This is a genomic window from Curtobacterium flaccumfaciens UCD-AKU, assembly GCF_000349565.1.
In the GTDB taxonomy this organism is placed as follows: Bacteria; Actinomycetota; Actinomycetes; order Actinomycetales; family Microbacteriaceae; genus Curtobacterium; species Curtobacterium poinsettiae.
On sequence record NZ_KB714631.1, the window covers coordinates 365,334 to 385,128 of the forward strand.

Here is a 19,795-nt window from a genome sequence, read left to right on the forward strand (position 1 = left end):
TGGGACGTCGCCTGCTAGCGTGCTCAGGTCCCGTTATCTGCTCGTTACCAACGAGTGGGCCCTTCTCCGATCAGGATCGCCACCGCACGCATGCCCCGTACTCCTCTGTCGTCCGCTCCCACCGACGGTTCCGTCGACGCCGCCACCCCGGTCGTCCACCAGACCCGACGCGCTCGGATCGAGGCAGAACGAGCAGCGGCCAAAGGCTCGACCACGGCGCAGGACTCGACGGGTCCGAGCTTCGACGACGTCATCGGAGCGGCCACGCCGGGGACCCCTGCGGCCCCCGTGTCGCCGATCGACTTCGCGCCGGCATCGCCTGCGCGCCCGGCCTCGCGCATCCAGACGCCGCCGGCACCCACCTCGCCCGACGTGCAGGCGCAGTCCGTCGCCCCCGTCGTTCCCGTGTCCGAGCCCCGCCGCGTGGCCGGTCAGGTCCCCGCCTCACGCCGCCGCAACGGCCGGACAGCCACGACGGCCCCGGCCCCGGTCGACCGCGCGACGCGCCACATCCCCTCCACCAGCACACCCGTCGCAGCGCCGACCCGGAAGCGGGGCGCGTCGTTCCGCCGGTCGGCCTCGCGCGTGACCGCCGTCGGTGCCCTGCTCTTCGCGGCCGGCCTGGTCGTCTCGACCTCCCTGCCGGCGCAGGCCCTCTGGGTGCCCGAGTCCGGGTCGACCGCGGCTCGTGCCACCTCCGGTGGTGCCACCCAGTCGATGCAGGTCGGGGCCGCCGCCGACGGTTCCACCGCCCGAGACCAGTTCACGGTGTCCGACGCCACGCAGTACGCCAACGTCGACTCCTCGAGCTTCACGAACGACCCGACGGGCACGATCCAGTGGCCGTTCCTGACCGGCGTCCCGATCACCTCGGGCTTCGGTGGCCGCCAGGTCGCCGGGTGCTCGTTCTGCTCGACGAACCACATGGGCGTCGACTTCGCACCGGGTGAGGGCACCCCGATCGGTGTCATCGCCGCCGGCACCGTGATCAAGGTGCAGGCGAACGACGGCGGCTTCGGCAACGACGTCTGGGTGGAGCACGACGTCGACGGCAAGCAGTTCGTCAGCGTCTACGGCCACATGGAGGACAACTCCTTCAAGGTGGTCACCGGCCAGCACGTCGAGGTCGGCGACATCCTCGGTCTCGTCGGCAGCACGGGCAACTCCACGGGCCCGCACCTGCACCTCGAGGTCCACGTGGACGGAGTCCCGGTGGACCCGCTGGCGTGGCTCAAGGCCAACGCGAACTAGCGGCCCACGACGCGGCACGCCCGGGCGTCTCGTCCGGTTCCGGAGCAGCGTCGGAGGTCTGCTATCCTCGTGTGGTGCCGTTCGCGGCACATCGCCCCGATAGCTCAGTGGTAGAGCACCTCCATGGTAAGGAGGGGGTCGTCAGTTCAATCCTGACTCGGGGCTCCGACCCGGTGCGCACGCCGCTCCGGATCTCTGGCGGGGTAGCTCAGTTGGTTAGAGCACACGACTCATAATCGTGGGGTCGCGGGTTCAAGTCCCGCCCTCGCTACGCGCAAGGCCCTCTCGTCCAGGATCACCTGGGTCAGGGGGCCTTCTCTGTTGGTGGCGGCGCACACCCCTGCTGCGCCGCCCGACTGTCCGACTGCCCGACCGCCCGCTCAGTCCACCGCTGCTTCCGCGTCGGCATCGACGTTCTCCTGCGCGGCGAACTGGGTCCGGTGCAGCTCCTCGTACCGCCCACCGGCGGCCAGCAGCTCGTCGTGTGTGCCGCGCTCCACGATCGAGCCGTCCTCGACCACCAGGATCAGGTCCGCGCTGCGGATGGTGGAGAGTCGGTGGGCGATCACCATCGCGGTCCGTCCCTCGAGCGCCTCGCCGAGTGCGGCCTGCACGGCGGCCTCGGACGTCGAGTCCAGCGCTGCCGTCGCCTCGTCGAGGATGACGACGCGCGGCTGGGCGAGCAGGAGCCGCGCGATGGTCATGCGCTGCCGCTCACCGCCGGACAGCCGGTAGCCGCGTTCTCCCACCATCGTGTCCAGCTGGTCGGGCAGGGACCGGATGAGCGGTTCGAGACGAGCGCGACGGACGGCGTCCCACACCTCGTCCTCGGTCGCCTCGGGCCGCGCGAACCGCAGGTTGGAGCGGATGGTCTCGTGGAACAGGTGGCCGTCCTGCGTCACCATGCCGAGGGTGTGCCGCATCGAGGCGAAGGTGACGTCGCGGACGTCCGTGCCCGCCAGGCGGACGGTGCCGCTGTCGACGTCGTACAGGCGCGAGAGCAACTGCGCGACCGTGGACTTGCCCGCACCCGACGTCCCGACGAGGGCGACGGTCTGGCCCGGCTCGATCCGGAAGGACAGCCCGTGCAGGACCTCCTCGCCGCCGCGGGTGTCGAGCGTCGCAACCTCCTCGAGCGAGGCGAGGGACACCTTGTCGGCGGACGGGTAGGCGAATCGGACGTCGTCGAACTCGACGGACACCGGCCCGTCGGGGATGGTGACCGCGTCCGGCTGCTCCTGGATGAGCGGTTCGAGGTCCAGGACCTCGAAGACGCGCTCGAAGCTGACCACCGCGCTCATAATCTCCACCCGGGCGTTCGCCAGGCTGGTCAGCGGCGCGTACAGGCGGGTGAGCAGGAGCGCCAGGGTGACGACCTCGCCGGTGTCCAGCCGCCCGGCGAGCGCGAGGAAGCCGCCGAGCCCGTACACGAGCGCCAGGGCGAGTGCGGAGACGAGCATCAGTGCGGTGAAGAAGACGAACTGCAGCATCGCGGTCCGGACCCCGATGTCGCGGACGCGGGCAGCGCGGACGCGGAACTCCTCGGCCTCCTCGTCGGGCCGACCGAACAGCTTGACGAGGGTGGCGCCGGGTGCCGAGAAGCGCTCGGTCATCTGGGTGCTCATCGCGGAGTTGTGGTCGGCGGCCTCGCGGCGCAGTGCGGCCAGGCGGCTGCCCATCCGGCGCGCGGGGACCAGGAAGAGCGGCAACATCACCACGGCGAGGACCGTCACGAGCCACGAGGTGCTGAGCATGACGATCAGGGTGAGGACCAGCGCCACCAGGTTCGTGACGACGCCGGACAGGGTGCCGCTGAAGGCCTGCTGCGCACCGATCACGTCGTTGTTCAGGCGGCTCACGAGCGCGCCGGTCCGGGTGCGGGTGAAGAACGCGATCGGCATCTTCTGCACGTGGTCGAAGACGGCGGTGCGGAGGTCCAGGATCACGCCCTCGCCGATCCGTGCCGAGTACCAGCGTGTCGTCAGCGACACGGCGGCGTCGGCGACGGCGACCAGGGCGATGACCACGGCCAGCCGGACGATGGTGGCGACCTCGCCCCGGGCGACGATGACGTCGACCACCCGTCCCGCGAGCACCGGCGTCGCGACGGCGAGGAAGGCACCGACGACGGAGAGGGCGATGAACACCAGCAGCTTCGCCCGGTACGGCACCGCGAATGTCAGGATCCGTCTAACGGTCGCGCGGGAGAACCCGTGCTTGCCGCCCTGCGCGGACGAGATCTTGTACAGCGAGCTCCAGGCAGCGCTCTCCATGCTCATGGCGGTTCCTTTCCCGGGCCCCGCGCCCAACCTAGATGGCCGACGGGGTCATCGGTGACCGATCCGGGCACGGTCCGCCGGGCGGCCACGTGCTGCAGCCCGCTACCGGGTGCGGTGGGAGCCGGTGTCGGTCCGCGTCGCGAGCACCCCGGCGGTGCGGAACGCGTCCTCGACGGCGGCGGTGACCTCGTGCCAGGCGGCCCGACGCCGGTTCGCTCCGATGCTGCCGCCGGACACGGCCGTGCCGTGCCCGGCCCGGCGCAGCGAGATCGTCGTGGTGGCACCGTCCACGACGGTGGACAGCTCGTACCGGCGGTACTCCCGGGCCGGCTGCACGAGCGCGCCGAGCAGGATGGTGAGCGCCCGGCTGCCTGCCGTCGCGGTCATCGTGCCACCGGTCGACTCGACGTGGTGACCGGTGCGGCGCAGCGCGGCGGCGGCGACCTCCATGGCGGTGCACCGGTCGCCCGTGTGCACGGCGAACTCCGTCGTGGTGTCCATCGGCCCTCCCCGTCCCGAACGAACGCGTGCCGAACGGCACGCACCGATTCCCCCGAATCGGTCTCAGACAGTCTAACTGATGCGTTCTCATGGACGACAGTGCGGCCCGAGCGCCAGACGGACCCGCCCGGACGGACCCGCCCGGACGGGCCTTCAGTAGACTGCCGTGGTGTCAGTGAACCCCGAGCTCGTCGGCAGGACGTTCCCGCCGGCCCAGCCCTACCTGGTCGGCCGCGAGAAGGTGCGCGAGTTCTCTCGTGCGGTGTTCGCGACCAACCCCGTCCACCACGATCCGGACGCCGCCCGCGCCGCCGGGTACGCCGACGTGGTCGCACCCCCGACGTTCGCCGTCGTCGTGCAGGAAGCCACGCTCGCGCAGCTCCTGAACGAGCCCGACGCCGGCATCGACTTCTCCCGCGTGGTCCACGGCGAGCAGTCCTTCACCTACGACCGTCCGATCGTCGCCGGTGACGAGCTCACCGCGACCCTGACGGTGACCAGCGTGAAGACCCTCGGCGGCAACGCGATGGTCACGGCCCAGAGCACCATGAACGACGCCGACGGGGAGCACGTCGTCACGGCGACCTCCACCCTCGTGGTCCGAGGAGACGACGCATGACCGCCGCACCCGCCACCGCGCTCGAGGTCGGCACCGTCGTCGCCGAACGTGCCGTGCACCTCACCCGTGATTCGCTCGTCCGGTACGCCGGCGCCTCGGGCGACTTCAACCCGATCCACTACCGCGACGACGTCGCCGCCTCGGTCGGTCTGCCCGGCGTCCTCGCCCACGGCATGCTCACCATGGGGATCGCCGTGCAGCCGGTGGCCGAGTGGCTCGGCGACAGCGGCTGGGTCGCGGGCTACGGCGTCCGTTTCACGCGCCCCGTCGTCGTCGACCCGGAGCAGGGTGCCACGGTCGGCATCGTCGCGAAGGTCGGCACCGTCGACGAGGACGGCCGTCCGAAGCGCATCGACCTCACCGTGACCGCCGCCGGGCAGACCGTGCTCGGCAAGGCGCAGGTCACGGTGGTGTTCCACTGACCGTGTCCGAGCCGGTGCTCGCCGACCTGACGACGCTCCGCGTCGGCGGGCCCGCCACCCGGCTGCTGACGGCGACGACGACCGACGAGCTCGTCGCCCACGCGACCGACGCCTTCGACGACCACGAGTGGCTCGTCCTCGGCGGCGGCAGCAACCTGCTGGTCGCCGACCAGGGCTTCGACGGCACCGTCGTGCTGGTCCGCACGACGGGCGTCGACGCGGACCGCGACGCCGACGGCGTCACCGTCCGCGTCGCCGCCGGTGAACCGTGGGACCCGTTCGTCGCCACGACCGTCGCGAACGGCTGGACCGGCCTGGAGGCCCTCAGCGGCATCCCGGGCACGGTCGGTGCGTCCCCGGTGCAGAACATCGGCGCCTACGGGGTCGAACTCGCCGACGTGCTCACCCGCGTCGAGTTCCTGGATGCGGCCACGGGGGAGCGGGCGTGGGTCCCGGCAGCCGAGCTGGCGCTCGGCTACCGCACGTCGACCCTCAAGCACGGTCGGCGCGGTGTCGTGCTGACGGTGGAGTTCCGGCTCGGACTCGCGGGGGAGCACGGCGTGCCCGTGCAGTACGCGCAGCTCGCCGGTTCGCTCGGTGTCGACCTCGGCGCGCTCGTGCCGCCCACGACCGTCCGCGACGAGGTCCTGCGGCTGCGCGGTTCCAAGGGCATGGTGCTCGACGGGGACGACCACGACACCTGGAGCGCCGGATCGTTCTTCACGAACCCGATCGTCTCGCCCGCGTTCGCCGAGACCCTGCCAGCTGATGCTCCGCGCTGGCCCGCGGGCGACGACGTCAAGCTCAGTGCGGCCTGGCTCATCGAGCACGCCGGCGTCCACCGGGGGTACGCGGTGCCGGGTTCGCGCGCGGCGATCTCGTCGAAGCACACCCTCGCACTGACGAACCGCGGCGGGGCGACGGCCGCGCAGGTGGCCGAGCTCGCCCGGTACGTGCAGGTGAGCGTCCTGAACCGCTTCGGTGTCTCGCTCGTCCCGGAACCCGTGGTGGTGGGGGACCTGCTCGGCTGAGCGTCCGCGCGACGGGACCGACGAGCACGACGCTCCACGGGCCTCCCGGAACGGGAAGAACGGGCCACCTCGACGAGGTGGCCCGTTCCGTGTCCGGCAGTGTCTACGCGAAGAACTCCGCCAGTCGGGCGACGCCCTCGGCGATGTCGTCGTCGCCCAGCGCGTACGACAGACGCAGGTAGCCGGACGGACCGAAGGCCTCACCGGGGACGACCGCGACCTCGGCGTGCTCGAGGATCAGGTCCGCCAGCTCGAGCGTGGTCGTCGGGGTGGCGCCGGCCCATTCGCGGCCGAGCAGTTCGGTGACGTCCGGGTAGACGTAGAAGGCACCCTGCGGGGTCGGCGTCCGGAACCCCGGGATCGCGTTGAGGCCGTCCACGATCGACCGACGTCGACGATCGAAGGCCTCGCGCATCGCGGCGACGGGTTCCTGGGGACCGGTCAGCGCGGCGATCGCGGCACGCTGCGACACGTTGGAGACGTTGGACGACAGGTGCGACTGCAGGTTGGAAGCGGCCTTGACGGCGTCGGTCGGGCCGATGAACCACCCGACGCGCCAGCCCGTCATGGCGTAGGTCTTCGCGACGCCGTTCACCAGGATCGTGGTGTCGGCCAGGGCGGGGACCTCGGCCAGGATGCCGGCGAAGCGGACGCCGTCGTACACCAGGTCCTGGTAGATCTCGTCGCTGATCACCCAGATGCCGTGCTCGAGCGCCCACTCGCCGATCGCCCGGGTCTGCTCGGCCGAGTACACCGCGCCGGTGGGGTTCGACGGCGAGCAGAACAGCAGTGCCTTGGTCTTCGGGGTGCGGGCTGCCTCGAGCTGCTCGACGGTCACCAGGTAGTCCTGGTCGCTGCCGGCGAAGACCTCGACCGGCTCGCCACCGGCCAGGCGGATGGCCTCGGGGTAGGTGGTCCAGTACGGCGCGGGCAGCAGGACCTCGTCACCGGCGTCGACGATGGTCTGGAACGCCTGGTACACCGCCTGCTTGCCGCCGTTCGTCACGATGACCTGCGACGGCTCGACCGTGACGCCGGACACCCGGGCGGTCTTGTCGGCGATGGCCTGCTTCAGTTCGGGCAGGCCGGTGGCGGGGGTGTAGCGGTGGTTCTTCGGGTCCTGCGCCGCGGCGACCGCGGCATCGACGACGTGCTGCGGGGTCGCGAAGTCGGGCTCGCCGGCGGCGAACGAGATCACCGGGCGCCCGGCGGCCTTGAGCGCCTTGGCCTTGGCATCGACCTTGAGCGTCGCGGACTCGGCGATGGCGGCGATGCGGGACGCGATGCGCGGGTGATCGGCCGACGCGGTGGCGAGGGTGTCGGGGGACACGTGGGCGGTGGACTCGGGGCCTGGGGCTGCGGTGCTCACGGGGCTCAGCCTACCGGCGCGGCACGCCGTGGAAGGGGTCAAGTGGACACCGTGTGACGGACTCCCGTAGACTCGTCCACCGGAACGCGGATCGGTGACGAACCGTGTTGCGAAGGGCGGTGGCTCAATTGGTAGAGCAGCGGTCTCCAAAACCGCAGGTTGCAGGTTCGAGTCCTGTCCGCCCTGCAACTCTGGAAGGGTAGAAGTTGGCGAGCAAAGACATGGAGACGACGGCGGACGACGTCGTCGCCCAGGCGAAGCAGGACCGGGCCGAGCGCCGCGGGCCCATCGCTGCCATCGTGCTCTTCATCCGTCAGGTGATCGGCGAGCTGCGCAAGGTCGTGACGCCGACCCGCAAGGAACTCTTCAGCTACACGGGTGTCGTGCTCGTGTTCGTCGTCGTCATGATGATCCTGGTGTCGATCCTCGACTTCGTGTTCGGTCTCGGCGTCGGGTACGTCTTCGGCAACGGGCCCACGGCCTGACCCCGACGTCGGTTGCCGTGCGCAGCCGTTCCGAGGAGTACGGTCGCCCGAGACGGCGTCGAGCGTGACGGCGTCGATCGTGACCATGACCGACCGCCAACCCGACCCGAACCACCGAACGGAAAGAATCGACTGTGTCTGACAACTCCCGCGATGACATCGACCTCGCGACGGCTGCCGAGCAGTCCTCCGAGGTCGAGGAGAACCAGGAAGGCGACGTCGAGACCGGCGAAGGACGCTCCGTCGAGTCCGCTGAAGAGCGTGCGATCTCGATCGAGGGCGACGACGACGAGTCGCTCGGCCTCAGCTCCGAGCCCGACGACGGCACCGTCGACGCCGGCCTCGACGAAGCGCTGACGGCTCTGCAGGAGTCCCGCGACCCCGAAGCCGACGCCGTCGTGGACGACGCCCTCGAGATCGACTCCGCCGACGAAGCCGAGGCCGCCGTCGAGGCCGTCGAGGATGAGGAAGAAGTCGAGCTCGAATCCGAGACCGCCGCCGAGGCCAACGAGACGCTCGCTGCCGACGAGGCACTCGACGCCGAGGACGAGGACGACGAGCCCGCCGAGGTCGACCCGTACGAGGCCTTCAAGGCCGAGCTGCGGATGAAGCCGGGCAAGTGGTACGTCATCCACTCCTACGCGGGCTTCGAGCGCCGCGTGAAGTCGAACATCGAGAACCGCATGGTCTCGATGTCGATGGAGGACTACATCTACCAGGTCGAGGTCCCGATGGAGGACGTCGTCGAGATCAAGAACGGGCAGCGCAAGCTGGTCACCCGCGTCCGGATCCCCTCGTACGTGCTCGTCCGCATGGACCTCAACGAGGACTCGTGGTCGGTCGTCCGCCACACCCCGGGCGTCACCGGCTTCGTCGGCAACGCCCACAACCCGACCCCGCTCCGCTTCGACGAGGCGTTCGGGATGCTCAAGTCCCTGGTGCAGGTGGCCGAGGCCGCTCCGACCAAGGGCGGCGCGAAGGGCAGCGGCTCGCTGCAGGCACAGCCCGCAGCCGAGGTCGACTTCGAGATCGGCGAGACGATCACCATCAAGGAAGGCTCGTTCGCGGGTCTTCCGGGTTCGATCTCCGAGATCAAGCCGGAGAGCGGCAAGCTCACCGTCCTCGTCTCGCTGTTCGAGCGCGAGACCCCGGTCGAGCTCAGCTTCGACCAGGTCACCAAGCTCTAGCGACCACCACGCTGTAGCGATCACCGAGATCGACTACACTGAACGGGTTTGGGCCCGCGCGCCTCGTGCGAGCGGGCCTTCACCGCTGTCCGGAACGGCCGGACCAGCGGGAGAGTGCACGGATCCCCGTGTGTTCGATTCCAGGAGGAAGACAAGTCATGGCACCGAAGAAGAAGGTCACGGGCCTGATCAAGCTGCAGATCAACGCGGGAGCCGCCAACCCGGCACCCCCGATCGGTCCGGCGCTCGGTCAGCACGGCGTCAACATCATGGAGTTCTGCAAGGCGTACAACGCGGCGACCGAGTCGCAGCGTGGCAACGTCGTGCCGGTCGAGATCACCGTCTACGAGGACCGTTCGTTCACGTTCGTCCTGAAGACCCCGCCGGCCGCCGAGCTCATCAAGAAGGCTGCTGGTGTGCAGAAGGGGTCCTCGACCCCGCACACGGTCAAGGTCGCGAAGATCTCGATGGACCAGGTCCGTCAGATCGCCGAGACCAAGCAGGCCGACCTGAACGCCAACGACATCGAGCAGGCCGCGAAGATCATCGCCGGCACCGCACGCTCGATGGGCATCACGGTCGAGGCCTAAGCACCGATCGGGCTCCGGCCCACCACCAGACACCTTTCCGTGGGAGAGCCTCGCCGGCTCGCCAACCACGTATCTCGCAAGGAGACCACCATGGCGAAGAAGTCCAAGGCCTACCAGGCCGCGGCCGCGAAGATCGAGGCCGACAAGTTCTACACCCCGACCGAGGCCGTCGCCCTGGCCAAGGAGACCGGTTCCTCGAAGACCGACTCCACGGTCGAGGTCGCGCTCAAGCTCGGCGTCGATCCCCGCAAGGCCGACCAGATGGTCCGCGGCACGGTCATCCTGCCGCACGGCACGGGCAAGACCGCCCGCGTCATCGTCTTCGCGACGGGCGCGGCTGCTGAGGCCGCCATCGCCGCCGGCGCCGACGAGGTCGGTGGCGACGAGCTCATCGCGAAGGTCGCCGAGGGCTACACCTCGTTCGACTCCGCCGTCTCGACCCCGGAGCTCATGGGCAAGGTCGGTCGTCTCGGCAAGGTGCTCGGCCCGCGTGGCCTCATGCCCAACCCGAAGACCGGCACCGTGACCCCGAACGTCGCGCAGGCAGTCAACGACATCAAGGGCGGCAAGATCGAGTTCCGCGTCGACAAGCACGCCAACGTGCACTTCGTCGTCGGCAAGGCCTCGTTCACGCCGGAGCAGCTCGACGAGAACATCTCGACCGCGCTCGAGGAGATCAACCGCCTCAAGCCGTCGTCCTCGAAGGGCCGTTACGTCATGAAGGGCGCCGTCTCGACGACCTTCGGTCCCGGCATCCCGCTGGACGTCAACAGCATCTGAGTCCACTGACTCGTGGAAGGACCCTCACCGGCAACGGTGCGGGTCCTTTCCGCATGTGGGGCGCGTGTCCCGATAACGTGGTGTGGTGCGCACCCTCGTGAACTCGCTCCGGCTGATCGCCGTCATCGCCATCGTCGTCGCGGTCGTCGCGCAGTGGCTCGAGAGCGCGAAGTCCCCGACCTACTCGTTCTGGAACTTCTTCGGCTACTTCACGATCCAGTCGAACCTGATCATCGCCGTGGCCCTCGCGGTGACGCTCGTCGCCGCGGCACGTCGCAAGCGGGCGGACCTCGCCGTCTCGGTGCTCCGCGGTGCCGCCACGGTGTACATCGCGACGACGGGCATCGTCTACAACACGCTGCTCACGGGCGCGAACGTGTCGGCCTCGGTGCCGTGGTCGAACGACATCGTGCACAAGATCATCCCGGTGTACGCGGTGCTCGACTGGCTGCTGTTCTCGGACCGAGCACGGCTGCTGCTCCGGCACGTGTGGTGGTTCCTGCTCTACCCGGCGGTCTGGACCACCGTGGTGCTCGTCCGCGGTGCGACCGACGGGTGGGTGCCGTACCCGTTCCTCGACCCCGCGCAGGGCTACGGTGTCGTCGCGATCTACGTCGTCGGGATCGCGGTGTCGATCACCTTGCTCGGGATCCTGGTCGTGGGGATGAGCCGGTTGCGGCTGGTGAAGGTCTAGCTGGTGACGGTCCAGCAGACGGTCCAGCTGACGGTCTAGGAGCGGAAGCCGCGCAGTTTGTCGAGCACCAGGTCGGCGAGCTGCACCAGCCCCCGGATCTGGTCGTCGTCGCGGTCGACCCAGCGGCACTCGGGTTCGTCGGCCACCGGGACGAACCCGTCGTGGCGTTCCCACACGAACAGGGTGCGGTCGGCGCCGAGCACGTACTGCTGCCACCAGATCTGCCGGAGGTAGTGCCGGGGGATGCTCCGCCAGCCCTTGCCGGTGGTCTTGATCTCGGCGAGCACCACACGGGACGACTCGTCGACCCCGACGCCGTCCGGGGTGGCGAGGTGCGCGCGGTTCGCGGCGGCGTGGAACAGGTGCGCCGAGGGCTGGATGCCGTGGGTGGCGGCCACCCAGGCGGCGATGACCGGTTCGCGGTCCTTCCCGTGCTCGGTGAACGCGTTGCCGGAGAACCGGGAGCCGTAGCGCTTCTCGGTGACGACGGCCTCGACGGCGCGCAGGGAGGCGAGCCGGGCGACGTCGGTGGCGGTGATGCCCATGGCGCGGGCGCGGAGCCACGCGACGCGGTCCGAGGAGTGCGCGACGATGCGCTCGGTGTGGCCGCGCAGGGCGGTGAACGCGTCACGCGCGGCCGGGACCGGCGTACCGGGGGCGGGATACGCCTCCAGACCGGGGTCCAGGTCGCCCCACAGGGTGGGCTGCACGATCGTCACCCCACGATTGTCCCCCCGACCACCGGCAAGACCGAAACCGACGCGCTCACGCGGCGGGCGGGTGTGCGTCAGGAGGCCAGTTCGCGGCCCTCGGCGAAGGCGACGAGCTCGTCGACCCCGGCGGGGGAGAGGGCGTAGCCGATGGCGAGGGCCGCGGCACCCTGCAGCGCTGCGAGGGAGCCCGCACGGGACTGCACGATGACGAGGTGCTCGCTGGCGAGGGGCATCGAGCGGGAGTAGACGACCTCACGGACGCCGGCGAGCAGGTGCTCACCCGCCTGCGTGATCGATCCGCCGAGCGCGATGACGGACGGGTTGATGAGCGAGATGCACGTCGCCAGCACTTCGCCGATGTCACGGCCCGCCTGCCGGACGGCGTAGATCGCGTCGAGGTCCGATCGGTTCACCAGGTCGATGACGTCGGCTCCGGTGTGCACGTCGTGCCCCTTCGCGCGGAGGGCCCGGGCGATGGCCGGACCGGAGGCGACGGCCTCGAGGCAGCCGGTGTTGCCGCAGTGGCAGGGGACGTCGCCGGCGCGCGAGACGCGCACGTGCCCGATGTCCCCGGCGGTGCCCTGGGCGCCGCGCTGCAGCCGGCCTTCGGACACGATGCCGGAACCGATGCCGGTGGCGACCTTCACGAACAGCAGGTGGTCGATGTCCGGCCAGCCGTGCTCCCGTTCGCCGAGCGCGGCGATGTTCACGTCGTTGTCGAGCAGCACGTGGGCGGCGATGTGCTGGCGGAGCCACGAGGGCACGTCGAAGCCGTCCCAGCCGGGCATGATCGGCGGGTTGGCCGGTCGTCCGGTGGAGAACTCGACGGGTCCGGGGACGCCGATGCCGATCGCGATGACGTCCTGTCGGTTGCGCCCGACCTCGGCGAGCAGGTCGTCGATCGTCTCGACGAGCCACGACAGCGTCGGCACCGGGCCGGCCGCGATGTCGATCCGGGCATCACGGGTGGCGAGCGGTGCCGCGACCAGGTCGGTGACGGCGACGCGGCCGTGCGACGCACCGAGGTCGGCGGCGATGACGAGCCGGGCGCGGGGCTTCAGCGCCACCTGGGCGGGCGGACGGCCGCCGGTGGAGACGGCGGTGTCGACGGCACCGACGAGTCCGATGTCGATCAGGGAGTCGAGGCGCACGCCGATGGTGGAGCGTGCGAGTCCTGTCAGTGCGGCGAGCTCGGCCCTGGTGCGCGGCACGCCGTCGCGGAGGATCTGGAAGAGCTCGCTCGTCCCGACCGGAGGCGACGCTGCCGTCCGGTTCAAGTCGACCATGTGGGGAGTGAAGCACACATCGTTCGCGCCACGCAATGAAGTCCGTCGACATTCCTTCGACTTCTGCTTGACCGCCGACAAAAGTGCTCGTAGTGTGACGATCGGTCACTGACGACCGCACCATCTCGACGAGGAGAACCCTGGTGACCCAACCGCTCTCGGTCCAGCTCTACACGGTCCGCGATGCCCTCAGCGCCGATCTGCCCGGCACCCTGCAGCGCATCGCCGACATCGGCTACACGAACGTCGAGGCCTTCGGCTTCGTCGACGACGCCGACGAACTCGCCGCCGCCCTGCGGATCGCAGGCCTCGCCGCCCCGAGCGGCCACGCCCGGCTGCTCGACGCCGGCGAGCAGGACCTCGAGCGCATCTTCCACGCGTCCACCACCCTGGGGTTCGGGACGCTCATCGACCCGCACATCGACGAGGCTCGCTGGACCACCCGCGAGGACGTCGAGGCGATCGCCCGCGAACTCAGCGCGCTCGCCCCGCGGGCGGCCGACCACGGTCTGGTGCTCGGCTACCACAACCACGCGTTCGAGTTCTCGAACCGCATCGACGGCGTCAGCGCCTACGAGGTCTTCGCCGACGCCCTGTCCGACGACGTCGTGCTCGAGCTCGACACCTACTGGGTGCAGGTCGGCGGGGACGACCCGGTCGCGGTCATCGGCAAGTACGGCGACAAGGTCCGGTTCCTGCACGTCAAGGACGGCGACGGCTCGCACGACGACAAGCAGCAGGTCGCCGTCGGCAACGGCATCATGCCGATCCGCGACATCATCGCCGCCGCACCCGACGCCCTGCACGTCGTCGAGCTCGACGACCACGACGGTGACGTCCTCCAGGCCGTCGCCGACTCCTACACGTTCCTCGAGGGGGCCCGCGCATGACCGACACCACGACCGCCGCTGCGACGGCGACCGACAGCACGCTGCGCACCGGCCCGGTCGGCGTCGGCGTCATCGGCGCCGGGGTCATCTCGGACCAGTACCTGTCGAACCTCACGGTCTTCCCCGACGTGACGGTCCGCTTCATCGCCGACATCGACCTGCCGCGCGCTGCCGCCCAGGCCGAGAAGTGGGGCGTCCCCGGCTCGGGCACCGTCGAGGAGCTCCTGGCCGACGACGACATCGAGATCGTCGTGAACCTGACGATCCCGGCTGCCCACGTCGAGGTCGCGCTGCAGGCCCTGGCCGCAGGCAAGCACGTCTGGGGTGAGAAGCCCTACGCCCTCGACCGTGCCAGCGCCGCGGAGCTCCGTGACGCTGCGGTCGCCGCGGGCAAGACGGTCAGTGTCGCCCCGGACACGTTCCTCGGCGCCGGCCTGCAGACCGCGCTCCGCACCATCCGCGAGGGCCGCATCGGCACGCCGCTCAACGGCCTGACGCTGTTCCAGAGCCCCGGCCCGGAGTCGTGGCACCCGAGCCCCGAGTTCCTCTTCGCGTACGGCGCCGGTCCGCTGTTCGACATCGGCCCGTACTACATCACCACCCTCGTCCAGGCGTTCGGACCGGTGAAGAAGGTCACGGCGACGGCGTCGAAGTCCCGCGCCACCCGCACCATCGGCTCCGGACCGAAGGCTGGCACCGAGTTCCCGGTGGACGTCCCGACGAACCACTCGGCGCTCATCGAGTTCGAGAACGGCGGGAGCGCGCAGAGTGTCTTCTCGTTCGAGTCCGACCGGGGCCGGACCGGCTTCGTCGAGATCGCGGGGGAGACCGGCACCGTCGTGTTCCCCGACCCGAACAACTTCGACGGCGGCACCGAGCTGTACCTGCTCGGTGCCGAGGAGCCCGAGACGATCCCCGCGGTCGGCTCCACCTCCTCGCGCGGCACCGGCGTGGTCGACCTGGCCCGCTCGCTGCGGGCCGGCGAGACGAACCGCGTCCCCGGTGCGCTCGCCTTCCACGTCCTCGACGTGATGGTCTCCATCGCCGAGGCAGCAGAACGTGGCGAGGCGGTGCTCGTCGAGAGCACCGTGTCGCCCTCCCCGACCCTCCCCGAGGGCTGGGACCCCGCGGAACGCACCCTGGCCTGACCGCCGGGGTGCTGCCCGCAACCCACAGCAGCACCCGACCAGCACCATCCGCAGCACCAGCTCCACCTCTGCACCATCCCTGCACCATCTCAACGACGAGAAAGTAGAGAGTCATGCGCACTGCCATCCGCGCACTGGCCATCACCGCGGCCGCCGCACTCACCGTGACCGGCCTCGCAGCCTGCTCCTCCGGATCGTCCGGCGGCGCCGGCGACTCCAAGACGCTCACCTACTGGGCGTCCAACCAGGGCACGTCCCTGCAGAACGACAAGGAGGTGCTGACCCCCGTCCTCGAGAAGTTCACCAAGGAGACCGGGATCAAGGTCGACCTCCAGGTCATCGGCTGGAACGACCTGCAGAACAAGATCCAGACCGCCGTCACCTCGGGCCAGGGCCCGGACGTCGTCAACATCGGCAACACCTGGGCGACCTCGCTCCAGGCCACCGGCGCCTTCCAGGAGTTCGGTGACGCCGAGATGAAGGCGATCGGCGGCGCGGACAAGTTCGGCAAGGTCGCCCTGTCCACCGGTGGCGCGCCCGACAAGACGGTCACGAGCGTCCCGCTCTACGGCCTCGCCTACGGCCTGTACTACAACAAGAAGATGCTGTCCGACGCCGGCATCACCCCGCCCACCACGTGGGAGGAGATGGTCTCGGACGCCGAGAAGCTGACCAAGGGTGACACCTACGGCTTCAGCCTCGCAGGCGGTTCGTACACCGAGAACTCGCACTTCGCGTTCATCAACTCGGCGCAGAACGGTGGCGAGTGGTTCGACAAGGACGGCAAGCCGACCTTCACCTCGAAGGCCAACGTCGACGGCATCAAGCGGTACCTCGACCTCATGCAGGACTCGAAGGTCGCCAACCCGTCGAACGCGCAGTACGACAACGCGACGCAGTCCACCACGGACTTCGCGAAGAAGAAGGCCGCGTTCATCCTCAACCAGAACAACGCGAACGCGACCATCGAGTCGCTCGGCATGAAGTCGTCCGAGTACGGCGTCGTGGCCCTGCCCGCCCCGAGCGGTGGCGAGCAGATCGCCTCGTTCCCCGCTGGCATCAACCTGTCGGTCTTCAAGAACACGAAGAACAAGGACGGCGCGCTCGAGTTCGTCAAGTACATGACGAGCATGGACACGCAGACGACGCTGGACAAGCCGTACTCGGCCCTGCCGGTGCTCGCCAAGGCTGCTGACTCCGTCACGGACGAGCAGACGAAGACGTTCCTCGACATCTACAACAACAAGGCGAAGCCGCTCCCGCTGGTGCCCGCCGAGGACCAGTTCGAGTCCACGGTCGGCAAGGCGATGAACGACATGTTCGCCAAGATCGCGACCGGTTCCAAGGTCTCCGAGGCCGACATCAAGTCGGCTCTGCAGACCGCTCAGGACCAGGTGTCCCAGGCCGCCGGTTGATCCACCCTGGAGGCCCGGGTCGCGTCCGCAGGACGCGCCCGGGCCTCCAGCCCCTGACGTTCCAGAGCCGACCACCCGTCGGCCGTGAGGCACACGCCCCACGCACCCCGCGCCTCCCGGCTGCCACGGCACGCGCGGACCGCACCTGCACGCCCCTCCTGCCGAAAGGCCCCACCAGATGTCCACGACGGTCCTGCCCGACTCGGAGCGCATCGACCTGACGCACACGAAGGCCCCGACGATGTCGGGCCGTCCGCCAGGTCGCAAGCGCAAGACCCACTGGCTGCCCTACGCGCTCGTCGCGCCGGCCATCCTGTTCGAGCTGCTCATCCACATCGTCCCGATGCTCACCGGCATCTGGATCTCGTTCATCCAGCTCACCAAGTACTTCATCGCGAACTGGGGCGCCGCGCCCTTCGCCGGGTTCCGGAACTACCAGGTCGTGGTCGACTTCGACCAGGCGATCGGCCGCGGGGTCCTCAACTCGTTCCTCATCACGTGTGCCTTCACGGTCCTCGTGGTCGGGCTCTCCTGGACGTTCGGCATGGCCGCAGCCGTCGCGCTGCAGAAGCCGTTCGCCGGACGCGGGCTCTTCCGCACCCTGTTCCTCGTGCCGTACGCGCTGCCGATGTACGCCGGCGTCATCACCTGGAAGTTCATGTTCCAGCGGGACTCGGGGGCACTGAACCACCTGCTGGTCGACCAGCTCGGACTGTTCGGTGGCAACGCCCCGTTCTGGCTCATCGGCAACAACGCCTTCGTCGCGGTCGTCGTCGTGGCCATCTGGAAGACCTGGCCGTTCGCGTTCCTGATGCTGATGGCCGGCCTGCAGTCCGTGCCGAACGACGTGTACGAGGCCGCCTCGGTCGACGGCGCGAAGCCGTTCCGCCAATGGCGCTCGATCACGCTGCCGATGGTCCGTCCGGTCAACGTGACGCTCGTGCTCGTGATGTTCCTGTGGACGTTCAACGACTTCAACACCCCGTTCGTGCTGTTCGGCTCGACCGCGCAGCCACCGGCCGCGGACCTGCTGAGCTTCCACATCTACAACGCGTCGTTCATCACCTGGAACTTCGGTTCCGGCGCCGCGATGAGCGTCCTGCTCCTGCTCTTCCTGCTCGTCGTCACCGGCATCTACCTCGCCGTGACCAACCGGAGGTCCGTCCGTGCGTGAGACAACTGGCGCCAAGTCCTTCAAGATCATCACACTGGTCGTCCTGACGCTGTTCACGGTCGTGCCGCTCTACGTGATGATCACCACGGCCATCAAGCCCCTCGGCGACGTGCAGGACAACTTCACGTGGATCCCGTCGCGGATCACCTTCCAGCCGTTCATCGACATGTGGTCGACGGTGCCGCTCGGCCGGTACTTCATCAACTCGCTCGTCGTGTGCACGGTGGCGACGGTGTTCTCGCTGATCATCGCGACGTTCGCCGCCTACGGTGTCTCGCGCTGGAACTTCAAGGGCAAGAGCACCTTCACCACCGCGGTGCTCTCCACCCAGATGTTCCCCGGCGTGCTGTTCCTGCTGCCGCTGTTCCTGATCTTCACGAACCTCGGCAACACCCTGGGGATCCAGCTCGTCGGGTCGTGGCTCGGGCTGATCATCACGTACCTGACGTTCACGCTCCCGTTCTCGATCTGGATGCTCGCCGGGTACTTCGAGACCATCCCGCGCGAGCTCGACGAGGCCGCGATGGTCGACGGTTCGGGTCCGATGGGTGCCCTGTTCCGGGTCATCCTGCCGTCGGCCCGTCCGGGTCTGGTGGCGGTCGGGATCTACTCGTTCATGACGGCCTGGGGTGAGGTCCTCTTCGCCTCGGTCATGACGAACGGGCTCGGTTCGACCCTGGCGGTCGGTCTGCAGCAGTACTCGACGCAGACGAACGTGTACTGGAACCAGGTCATGGCGGCGTCGCTCGTCGTGTCGATCCCGGTCGTGGCCGCGTTCCTCGTGGTCCAGCGCCAGTTCGTGGCCGGCCTGACCGCGGGCGCCGTGAAGTAGGCGGAGCCCCTTTCCGCAAGACACCGGTGTTCACGCTCGACACCCCCGCATCACGCGGTGCGCAGCGTGAACACCGGTGTTCTGCCGTTCCCCACCGACCCCGACCACCCGACGACCGACAGGATGGAAGCATGAGCGACGAAACCCGGGGGCGGCAGCTGCTGCCCGGACAGACCAGCCGCGTGCACGTGTACGACGTCGGGTCACGGACCGCGCGGCTCGTGTTCGAGTCGGCAACGGTGCTCGTCGAGGCGCCGAACGTCCTGGACGCCGACACCCTGGTGCTGAACGGTGACGGCGACCTCTGGCTGCTGCGGTTGCCGTCGGCCGACAGCGGCACCGTGCTCGACGAGACCGCGCTCGTGCCGGTGCCGATGGACGGCGTCGACGAGATCAACAACGACCACGTGCTCGAGCCGTCCGGCACCTCGATCGTGGTGAGCGCCCGCGACGGCGAGCTGTACCGGGTCCCGTTGCCGGACGGCGGCCCCGCGACCCGGATCACCGACGTCGCCGCGGCCCTGCCGACCAAGCGGAAGTTCTACCTGCACGGCATCGCCCCGGGCGGCAGCGCGCTCGCCGCGATCGTGGGTGAGCTGTCCGAGGACGGCGTCTGGACGACCGACGTCGCGATGGTCGACCCCGCGACCGGTGAGCCGACGTTCGTCACGCGGGACGAGCACGCCGACGACGGCTGCACGATCACCGCCGACGGCACGCTGCTCTGGAACACCGAGCGCTTCACACCGGGGACCGCGCAGCTCGCGTCACTCCGGCCCGGCGCCGACGACCCCGTGCGGATCACGAACGACGAGCGGGTGAACTGGTTCCCGCACCTGTCGCCCGACGGCGCACACCTGCTGTCCCTGTCGTACGAGCCCGGCGTGCAGGGCCACCCGGCCGACCACCGCGTCGAGCTCCGGCTGCTGCCCGGCTCGCTCGTCCGCGGCGCCCGGATCGCCGTGCAGCCGGAGACCCTGGTAGCGCTCGACGGCGGGCAGGGGACGGTCAACGTGCCGCCGTGGGCGCCGGACTCGACGTGGTTCGCGTACTGCGACTACCCGGTGGCGCGGTAGCGGGAGCGCCGGGGGGATCGGCGGCGTCCTCACGCGCTGAGCGACAGTCCACG

The 19,795-nt window shown here is 69.6% G+C and carries 20 protein-coding genes and 3 tRNA genes; 18 read left to right on the forward strand and 5 right to left on the reverse strand.

Annotated elements, in window-relative coordinates; all coding sequences use genetic code 11:
• Nucleotides 1–90: 90 nt before the first annotated feature.
• From H489_RS0119940 to H489_RS35410, 3 genes are all read left to right on the forward strand, one after another.
• Nucleotides 91–1,251: a M23 family metallopeptidase gene (locus H489_RS0119940; protein WP_017888629.1), complete on the forward strand. Its 1,161-nt coding sequence runs from the start codon at nucleotides 91–93 to the stop codon at nucleotides 1,249–1,251.
• 93 nt (nucleotides 1,252–1,344) lie between these two features.
• A tRNA-Thr gene (locus H489_RS35405) sits at nucleotides 1,345–1,416 on the forward strand.
• 32 nt (nucleotides 1,417–1,448) lie between these two features.
• Nucleotides 1,449–1,522, forward strand: a tRNA-Met gene (locus tag H489_RS35410).
• 109 nt (nucleotides 1,523–1,631) lie between these two features.
• Here H489_RS35410 and H489_RS35415 read toward each other — a convergent pair.
• The gene (locus H489_RS35415; protein WP_017888630.1) at nucleotides 1,632–3,530 is read right to left on the reverse strand and encodes an ABC transporter ATP-binding protein; all 1,899 of its coding nucleotides are present in this window, start codon (nucleotides 3,528–3,530) and stop codon (nucleotides 1,632–1,634) included.
• 102 nt (nucleotides 3,531–3,632) lie between these two features.
• Nucleotides 3,633–4,031 (reverse strand): hypothetical protein, encoded by a 399-nt coding sequence (locus H489_RS35420; RefSeq protein ID WP_017888631.1) that lies wholly within the window; start codon nucleotides 4,029–4,031, stop codon nucleotides 3,633–3,635.
• 169 nt (nucleotides 4,032–4,200) lie between these two features.
• Between H489_RS35420 and H489_RS35425 the strand changes: the two genes are divergently transcribed.
• From H489_RS35425 to H489_RS35430, 3 genes are read left to right on the forward strand one after another with little or no spacing between them, the layout of a single operon-like run.
• Nucleotides 4,201–4,650 carry a MaoC family dehydratase N-terminal domain-containing protein gene (locus tag H489_RS35425; RefSeq protein WP_081612385.1) on the forward strand — a complete coding sequence of 150 codons (450 nt, stop codon included), beginning with the start codon at nucleotides 4,201–4,203 and terminating at the stop codon, nucleotides 4,648–4,650.
• Complete coding sequence (locus H489_RS0119945; RefSeq protein WP_017888633.1) at nucleotides 4,647–5,072, forward strand: MaoC/PaaZ C-terminal domain-containing protein; 426 nt, start codon at nucleotides 4,647–4,649, stop codon at nucleotides 5,070–5,072. The genes H489_RS35425 and H489_RS0119945 overlap by 4 nt, the downstream gene beginning before the upstream one ends.
• Nucleotides 5,073–5,074: 2 nt before the next feature.
• The gene (locus H489_RS35430) at nucleotides 5,075–6,103 is read left to right on the forward strand and encodes a UDP-N-acetylmuramate dehydrogenase (RefSeq protein ID WP_017888634.1); all 1,029 of its coding nucleotides are present in this window, start codon (nucleotides 5,075–5,077) and stop codon (nucleotides 6,101–6,103) included.
• A 103-nt stretch (nucleotides 6,104–6,206) separates the two neighbouring features.
• Here the strand turns inward: H489_RS35430 and H489_RS35435 are convergent, their stop codons facing one another.
• Complete coding sequence (locus tag H489_RS35435) at nucleotides 6,207–7,433, reverse strand: pyridoxal phosphate-dependent aminotransferase (RefSeq protein WP_017888635.1); 1,227 nt, start codon at nucleotides 7,431–7,433, stop codon at nucleotides 6,207–6,209.
• Between the two features lie 152 nt (nucleotides 7,434–7,585).
• Between H489_RS35435 and H489_RS35440 the strand changes: the two genes are divergently transcribed.
• From H489_RS35440 to H489_RS35465, 6 genes are all read left to right on the forward strand, one after another.
• Nucleotides 7,586–7,658 (forward strand) — tRNA-Trp (locus H489_RS35440).
• A gap of 35 nt (nucleotides 7,659–7,693) precedes the next feature.
• Nucleotides 7,694–7,957: a preprotein translocase subunit SecE gene (gene secE, locus H489_RS35445; RefSeq protein WP_017888636.1), complete on the forward strand. Its 264-nt coding sequence runs from the start codon at nucleotides 7,694–7,696 to the stop codon at nucleotides 7,955–7,957.
• A gap of 134 nt (nucleotides 7,958–8,091) precedes the next feature.
• A complete protein-coding gene (nusG, locus tag H489_RS35450; RefSeq protein WP_017888637.1) occupies nucleotides 8,092–9,144 on the forward strand; it encodes a transcription termination/antitermination protein NusG in 1,053 nt (350 codons plus the stop codon).
• A gap of 158 nt (nucleotides 9,145–9,302) precedes the next feature.
• On the forward strand, nucleotides 9,303–9,734 hold the full coding sequence (gene rplK / locus H489_RS35455) for a 50S ribosomal protein L11 (RefSeq protein WP_017888638.1): 432 nt from the start codon (nucleotides 9,303–9,305) through the stop codon (nucleotides 9,732–9,734).
• A 90-nt stretch (nucleotides 9,735–9,824) separates the two neighbouring features.
• Nucleotides 9,825–10,514 (forward strand): 50S ribosomal protein L1, encoded by a 690-nt coding sequence (rplA, locus tag H489_RS35460; RefSeq protein ID WP_017888639.1) that lies wholly within the window; start codon nucleotides 9,825–9,827, stop codon nucleotides 10,512–10,514.
• 85 nt (nucleotides 10,515–10,599) lie between these two features.
• The gene (locus H489_RS35465; protein ID WP_139179796.1) at nucleotides 10,600–11,208 is read left to right on the forward strand and encodes a Pr6Pr family membrane protein; all 609 of its coding nucleotides are present in this window, start codon (nucleotides 10,600–10,602) and stop codon (nucleotides 11,206–11,208) included.
• Between the two features lie 35 nt (nucleotides 11,209–11,243).
• On the opposite strand, the gene H489_RS35470 is transcribed toward H489_RS35465, so the two are convergent.
• Nucleotides 11,244–11,927, reverse strand: a complete 684-nt coding sequence (locus H489_RS35470; protein WP_017888641.1) for a YqaJ viral recombinase family protein — start codon at nucleotides 11,925–11,927, stop codon at nucleotides 11,244–11,246.
• A gap of 68 nt (nucleotides 11,928–11,995) precedes the next feature.
• Nucleotides 11,996–13,207: an ROK family transcriptional regulator gene (locus tag H489_RS35475; protein WP_017888642.1), complete on the reverse strand. Its 1,212-nt coding sequence runs from the start codon at nucleotides 13,205–13,207 to the stop codon at nucleotides 11,996–11,998.
• Nucleotides 13,208–13,350: 143 nt separating this feature from the next.
• Here H489_RS35475 and H489_RS35480 point away from each other — a divergent pair, with 143 nt between their 5' ends.
• From H489_RS35480 to H489_RS35505, 6 genes are all read left to right on the forward strand, one after another.
• Nucleotides 13,351–14,097, forward strand: coding sequence for a sugar phosphate isomerase/epimerase family protein (locus H489_RS35480; protein ID WP_017888643.1), 747 nt, complete (start codon nucleotides 13,351–13,353; stop codon nucleotides 14,095–14,097).
• Nucleotides 14,094–15,245: a Gfo/Idh/MocA family protein gene (locus H489_RS35485; protein WP_017888644.1), complete on the forward strand. Its 1,152-nt coding sequence runs from the start codon at nucleotides 14,094–14,096 to the stop codon at nucleotides 15,243–15,245. The genes H489_RS35480 and H489_RS35485 overlap by 4 nt, the downstream gene beginning before the upstream one ends.
• Nucleotides 15,246–15,358: 113 nt before the next feature.
• Nucleotides 15,359–16,660: an extracellular solute-binding protein gene (locus H489_RS35490; protein ID WP_017888645.1), complete on the forward strand. Its 1,302-nt coding sequence runs from the start codon at nucleotides 15,359–15,361 to the stop codon at nucleotides 16,658–16,660.
• Between the two features lie 178 nt (nucleotides 16,661–16,838).
• Nucleotides 16,839–17,834 carry a carbohydrate ABC transporter permease gene (locus tag H489_RS35495; protein ID WP_017888646.1) on the forward strand — a complete coding sequence of 332 codons (996 nt, stop codon included), beginning with the start codon at nucleotides 16,839–16,841 and terminating at the stop codon, nucleotides 17,832–17,834.
• Nucleotides 17,827–18,666 (forward strand): carbohydrate ABC transporter permease, encoded by an 840-nt coding sequence (locus H489_RS35500; RefSeq protein WP_017888647.1) that lies wholly within the window; start codon nucleotides 17,827–17,829, stop codon nucleotides 18,664–18,666. The genes H489_RS35495 and H489_RS35500 overlap by 8 nt, the downstream gene beginning before the upstream one ends.
• 131 nt (nucleotides 18,667–18,797) lie before the next feature.
• The gene (locus tag H489_RS35505) at nucleotides 18,798–19,742 is read left to right on the forward strand and encodes a TolB family protein (protein ID WP_017888648.1); all 945 of its coding nucleotides are present in this window, start codon (nucleotides 18,798–18,800) and stop codon (nucleotides 19,740–19,742) included.
• Nucleotides 19,743–19,795: the final 53 nt, after the last annotated feature.

What these genes read in the sequence shown, in the direction of transcription:
- H489_RS0119940 (WP_017888629.1), top strand. Translation starts at nt 91, where the DNA reads ATGCCCCGTACTCCTCTGTCGTCCGCTCCCACCGACGGTTCCGTCGAC.
- H489_RS35415 (WP_017888630.1), bottom strand. Translation starts at nt 3,530, where the DNA reads ATGAGCATGGAGAGCGCTGCCTGGAGCTCGCTGTACAAGATCTCGTCC.
- H489_RS35420 (WP_017888631.1), bottom strand. Translation starts at nt 4,031, where the DNA reads ATGGACACCACGACGGAGTTCGCCGTGCACACGGGCGACCGGTGCACC.
- H489_RS0119945 (WP_017888633.1), top strand. Translation starts at nt 4,647, where the DNA reads ATGACCGCCGCACCCGCCACCGCGCTCGAGGTCGGCACCGTCGTCGCC.
- secE (WP_017888636.1), top strand. Translation starts at nt 7,694, where the DNA reads ATGGAGACGACGGCGGACGACGTCGTCGCCCAGGCGAAGCAGGACCGG.
- rplK (WP_017888638.1), top strand. Translation starts at nt 9,303, where the DNA reads ATGGCACCGAAGAAGAAGGTCACGGGCCTGATCAAGCTGCAGATCAAC.
- rplA (WP_017888639.1), top strand. Translation starts at nt 9,825, where the DNA reads ATGGCGAAGAAGTCCAAGGCCTACCAGGCCGCGGCCGCGAAGATCGAG.
- H489_RS35475 (WP_017888642.1), bottom strand. Translation starts at nt 13,207, where the DNA reads ATGGTCGACTTGAACCGGACGGCAGCGTCGCCTCCGGTCGGGACGAGC.
- H489_RS35485 (WP_017888644.1), top strand. Translation starts at nt 14,094, where the DNA reads ATGACCGACACCACGACCGCCGCTGCGACGGCGACCGACAGCACGCTG.
- H489_RS35490 (WP_017888645.1), top strand. Translation starts at nt 15,359, where the DNA reads ATGCGCACTGCCATCCGCGCACTGGCCATCACCGCGGCCGCCGCACTC.
- H489_RS35495 (WP_017888646.1), top strand. Translation starts at nt 16,839, where the DNA reads ATGTCCACGACGGTCCTGCCCGACTCGGAGCGCATCGACCTGACGCAC.
- H489_RS35505 (WP_017888648.1), top strand. Translation starts at nt 18,798, where the DNA reads ATGAGCGACGAAACCCGGGGGCGGCAGCTGCTGCCCGGACAGACCAGC.